The sequence below is a fragment of the Bernardetia sp. genome (genome assembly GCF_020630935.1).
Lineage (GTDB): Bacteria > Bacteroidota > Bacteroidia > Cytophagales > Bernardetiaceae > Bernardetia.
Genome location: NZ_JAHDIG010000124.1, coordinates 1 through 5,646, shown reverse-complemented (window position 1 = coordinate 5,646; position 5,646 = coordinate 1). Strand labels below are relative to the sequence as shown.

2 protein-coding genes are annotated in these 5,646 nt (G+C 33.0%); both read left to right on the top strand.

Features of this window, described 5'->3' with window-relative positions:
* The first annotated feature begins 663 nt into the window (after positions 1-663).
* Positions 664-2,250: a reverse transcriptase family protein gene (locus tag QZ659_RS19905; RefSeq protein WP_291728750.1), complete on the top strand. Its 1,587-nt coding sequence runs from the start codon at positions 664-666 to the stop codon at positions 2,248-2,250.
* Positions 2,251-2,335: 85 nt separating this feature from the next.
* Positions 2,336-5,646 (top strand): WGR domain-containing protein (locus tag QZ659_RS19900; RefSeq protein ID WP_291728748.1); only part of this gene is annotated, 3,311 nt, incomplete at its 3' end.

Here is a 5,646-nt window from a genome sequence, read left to right as displayed (position 1 = left end):
ATGGGACAAGATAAGGATGGAATCTTGCGCTAGAAAACCATTCTTAAACAAGTTCATAGCTTACACTTTAGTGTAAGAACAAAAAAAATAAAATTTCTGTAATTTATTTAGCAAATGCTTGGTAGGTTAGAAATTTATTCTTACATTTGAAACATAGAAACGGAAAAGTCCGTATTCACAAAAGTACAATCTGATAGTTGTTATAAATTATATACCTTGCTTTCCAATTTTATTGGAACGAATGATGTTTCGTCATTCAAGAATTTATACACAGCAAACATCACTACATACTATCTTTATGATGACTAACTACTACCTATACGCCATTTACGGTTAGAGTGCGTTGCACTTAAATAGCGTATAGGTAGTGTTAGTCTGGAGTTGATAGATATAGTCCACAGAAAATACGAAAGTGTTTCAAATACTTATCAAACAAAATCTTGGTGTAGAGCCAAGTAACAACAAACAAACAAATAGAAAATAATTATTTATTGGTAGAAAGTATTGAAAATTTTATTTAGATTGTAAAATTATTCTAAATGATAGTTTACTTTTATTACCTTATTTTTTGCTGAATAATTTTAATTCAAGCAACTTCAATTTCTTATGTCCATATTTTATTAGGAATTGAACAATAAATTGCCAAATTAATCTATTTGTTTTATGTCAATCACACGCCAACAACTCTACGACCGTATTCGGGCTACCTCAAAAGAAGATTTTATTCTAAAAGAAATGAAACGTCTTGGTTTTTGGGGAAACTCTGAAAAACCTACTCTTGCTGAAGAGCTTTTAGACAGACAGACTCAACTTCGAAAAGAACTCAACGAACTTACCCAAAAACAAAGGCAATACGATAGCCGAGAAGCCATGCTAAAGCAGATGCGATTAGCTCGTATGAAAGCCTCTAAAGAAAAACAAAAAGAAACTAAGGCTAGAAACGAAGAAAAGCGCAGGTTGAAGGCTGAAAAGTGGGCAGAAACTCAAAAGAAAAGCATTGTCTATTTAGGAAATGAAGTTTCTCAAGGCTTAAATAATATAGTTTCAGATAAAGAAAAAATAGAAAGTCTAAACCTTCCTTATTTTGAAAATTTGGTAGATTTTTCAGAAAAAATTAATAAATCTATTTCAGAACTTCGTTTTTTAGCTTTCCAACGTAGCGTTTCGAAAGTCAGCCAATATCATTCTTATTTTGTTTCTAAAAAGTCTGGTGGGAAGCGTCTTATTTCTGCACCCAAACCAAAATTAAAGTCTGCTCAAAACTGGATTAAGACAAATATTTTAGATAAAGTTGAAATAAGTCAAAACGTACACGGTTTTGTAAAGGAACGTTCTATCCTTACTAATGCAAAGCCACATCAGAATAAAAATATTGTTATCAGCCTAGATTTAAAAGATTTTTTTCCTTCTATTTCCTATAAAAGAGTAAAAGGACTTTTTCAAAAATTTGGATATTCTGAGCAACTTTCAACCATTTTTGCTCTTCTGACGACTTTCAATGAAACAGACAAGCTCAATGTTGATGGAGAAGTTTATTATGCTCAAAAAGTAGATAAAAAAACAGGCAAAACACATCGTTTTCTACCACAAGGTTCGCCTGCAAGTCCAGCCATTACAACGCTGATTGCCTACAAAATGGACAAGCGTTTAGAAGGTTTAGCCAAAAAAATGGGTTTTACCTACACTCGCTATGCTGATGATTTGACATTTTCTTCCAATTTAGACTTAAATAAAGAAACTGATAAAATTATTGGGTCTCTTCTTTATTTTGTAAAGAAGGTAGTAGAAAGTGAAGGTTTTGAAATTCATACAGATAAAACGCATATTATGCGAAAAGGAAGACAACAGAAAGTTACTGGAATTGTTGTCAATCAAAATTCAGAGCAAAAACTGGGAATTGATAGAAAAACCGTCCGAAAATTTAGAGCTTTCTTGCACCAAACATCAAAAACAGGTTGGAAAACTGATGAAAATCACAAAGATAAAAAATGGGGAACTGCCCAAGACCCAAAACAAGCTGCTTTAGGCTTTGCCTCTTTTATAAAGATGGTAGATGAAGAAAAAGGAAATAAGTTTATCGAACAAGTAAAATCTATTCCTACTGCTGAAAATTATGTTGAGCAGTCCATCATTCAAACTCAAACGCTTACTCAACAAAAAACTACAAAAGTAGAGGAAAGTAAAATAGAAGAACCAAAACAAGAATCTGAAAATCCGAATACAGAATCCGACTGGTGGGATATTTTTTAACATCTGTACATCAGACTTCTAGTCTGTACGAAAAATATATTATTCTAACTTCACAGATTAAAAGTCTGTGCTACAAAAAGTAATTATGAAACTAATAGAACAAAGTAAATTATATTTTAAAGAAGGAAATTCGGATAAAGTCTATGAAATTGACCTCTGCGAAGTGGGAGGAAATCTTTATGTAGTGAATTTCAGATATGGAAAACGTGGTGCAAACTTAAAAGAAGGTACAAAAACACCAGCTCCAGTCAGTCGTCCGAAAGCACAAGCTGTTTTTACAGCCTTAGAAACTGAAAAAACTAAAAAAGGCTATCAAAAACAAGCTGATACAAATGAGCCTAAAGAAAAAGAGTTTCCATCTTCTATTTCTTCGAAAGAAGAAGCTATTTTGCAGCGTTTGAGGGAAGATGTGCAGAAGGCTAAAAGTTCAGATGGAAATGTCAAAAGTATTTTCAAAACAGAATGGAAAACAGGTAGAGTAGCTTGGCAAGTTGGAGAAGTCAAGCTCAAATCGGCTACTCCACTCTTAATAGAGCTTTTAGAAAAAGATGATAATCTTGAAACGATTGATATTTATTCTATTTTGTGGGCTTTAGTACGATGTGAAGAAGAAAAAGCAGTTTCGTTTTTCAAACATTATGAGAATGACAAAAATATAGAAAGCCATATTCAAAAAATAGCAATAGAAGGTTTATTAACTATTGGAAATAAAAAAGAAGAAACAGCTAAAAAGTTGTTTGATTCGCTTCCTCCAACAATTCAAGAATTTGTCAGAAATCAGAGTATAAGAGAAGTCAAAAAAGAAATTCAGCAGCGAATTGCAGAAAAACAAAAAGATTTTCAGTTTTTGGAAACGCTTTATTTACTTGTTCATAGCTATCCATTTTTGCAGAAAACAGTTTTAGAAACGCTTTCAGAGCTGCCTTTACGTCCTCCATTTTTTAAATACATTCGTTCGATTTACAAACTGGCAGAATTGCGTGAGGATGTTCGTATTTTGGGTTTGCTCTCTTACCGTTTTGAGAAAAATTCGGCAATGTATAGAAGCACGAAAATTACAGAAGATTCAAATACAAATAATTGGTATTATCAATATAGGGTTAGGCGATATATTCCAGAAATCAATCAACAAATTAGAGATATTACAAAGGAAGTTAAGAACAAAAATTCTAAAATTGGGTATTCAGAGCAGACAAGAGCCTATTTTCAGCGTAGAGACTTACGAAGATTGAAAGATATTGCCATCAACGATGAAAATCACAATTATGTAAAACTGGCAACCTCTATTTTACTTTCTTATCAGAAACAGGATTATCAAACGCATTTTGTAAGTCGCATAGGCTATAGTGCTTGGGATAGAAGTACACGAAAGTACACACATAATTTTGTTATCTACCCAGAAAATTCCTCTTCTTTACTCTTAAATTTAATTTTGAATGGACAGAATAAAGAACTAGAACTTGTAGATAAAAAATGGAGAAAGAAAGAAAAAGTTACGGTTGTTTCAAATAACTGGTATGCACAGCCACCAGCTCAAAAAGAAAAACTTTCTACTCTCAAACGCATCAATGTTTTTAATAAAAGAACACAACAAGAGCAAAAAGAGCGTTTCAAGCGAACAGAGTTTTTTCCTGAAAAATGGGATGCTTTGCCAGAGGCTTATATTCAACTTTTAGCAGAGGCAAAACTGGATATGATTCACGAATTTGCCTACAAAAATCTTAAGCGACACGACCAATATGAAGAGTTGGTAGCCAAGTTTGATGTAAAACTGCTCAAAAAACTTTTAGCTTCTGAATCTCAAATCCCTGCATTTTTTGGTGTAGAGATTTGTAAGGAAAAGCTAGAGCAAAATTTTGATAAAGAACTGACTTTACTTTTACTTAATTCAAAAGTAGAAGAAGGACGAAAACTTGCTCAAGAAATTATTGAAAAAAATGCTTCTTCATTTACAGAAGATGTAAACTTTACACTTTTTGTATCTGAGCTTATTTTTAATCAATATGCAGATATTCGTAGTTGGGTAAATGAATTTTTACAAAAAATTACTTTATCTAGTGATAAATGGAAAATTGTTGTTGGAAAGGCAATCTCTGAAATGTTGGGTACGAATAATAGTGAAGACCAATATTATTCTACCGAGATTTTAAAAGATGCTCAAAATGTCTTGAAAACCAATGCAAAAACTGTTTTGGAAAATGTAGGGTGGAATATCGTCTTAGAACTTTTGGAAGACAAAATACTTCAAAATCAAGTATTTGCAAGCGATATTTTACTCATTAAATCGAAGCTCATCAAAGCAACAGACATTCCTTTTTCTATTTTGAATGGGTTTTTTGAAAGCAATTCAGAGAAAATACGAGCCAATGGAATGGAAATCTTCTCAAATTATCCTGCTAGTTTCCTGCTAGAAGCTCATGAGCTTTTAGGAAATATGCTGGTTTCTCCTCATCAAAATCTAAGGAGTTCAGCAAGGGAAATTGTCATAAAATTAGTGCAAGACAACGTAAACCAAAATTCAAAAGAAGGAAAAGAGTTTGCTGAGTCTATTGTAACCAAATTGGTTGTCTCGCTTCGCAAGAAAGACCCAGAAGAAATCAAGATAGAAGAATTATCTAAATTGCAAAATGTAAATAATTCTGAAAGGCAAAGTAATGTTTCTAGTTTAGTACAGCCGAGTGTCCATAAAGAAATTGCAAAGCTACTCATCAATCATTTTGATAAATATCTAGCTCAAATTACGCTCAAAACTACGCTTAATCTCTTGCATGGAAATTATAGAGAAGGGCAGTTTGTAGGTTTTCATATTCTTAAAAATCATATTGTTACTAACAAAGAAAAAGAGGAAATTTCAATGCGACAGCTCGTGGCACTTGCAAATCACGAACTTTTAGAAATTCGTCATTGGACGTTAGAATATTATCAAAACACTTTGGCTCGTATTCGCTATGAACGTGAGGAATCGCTACGCATTTTGGATGCAAAATGGGACGATGTCAGAGAAAAAGCAATGGCATTTTTCAGAGAAAACTTCACAGAAAGTGATTGGGATGTAGATAGTTTGGTTTCGATTGCCGATTCGGTTCGTCCAGATGTGGAAGCCTTTGGAAAGGAACTCATTACGAAGTTTTTCAAGAACGAAGATGGAGAGAAATATCTCACTATGCTAAGTCAGCACCCAAGCAATTCGATGCAGCTTTTTGCTACCAATTATTTAGAACGCTTTGCTACTGGAAACTTAAAACGCCTCAAAGAAATGGAGTTTTATTTCCGTTGTGTGCTGATGCAAGTTAATAAAGGTAGGATTGCTAAAAATAGAGTATTGGATTTCTTAGAAAAAGAGGCTTTTGCTTCTAAAGAAACAGCTTTTTGGCTTGTGCCACTACTCAATGATTT

What these genes read in the sequence shown, in the direction of transcription:
- QZ659_RS19905 (WP_291728750.1), top strand. Translation starts at nt 664, where the DNA reads ATGTCAATCACACGCCAACAACTCTACGACCGTATTCGGGCTACCTCA.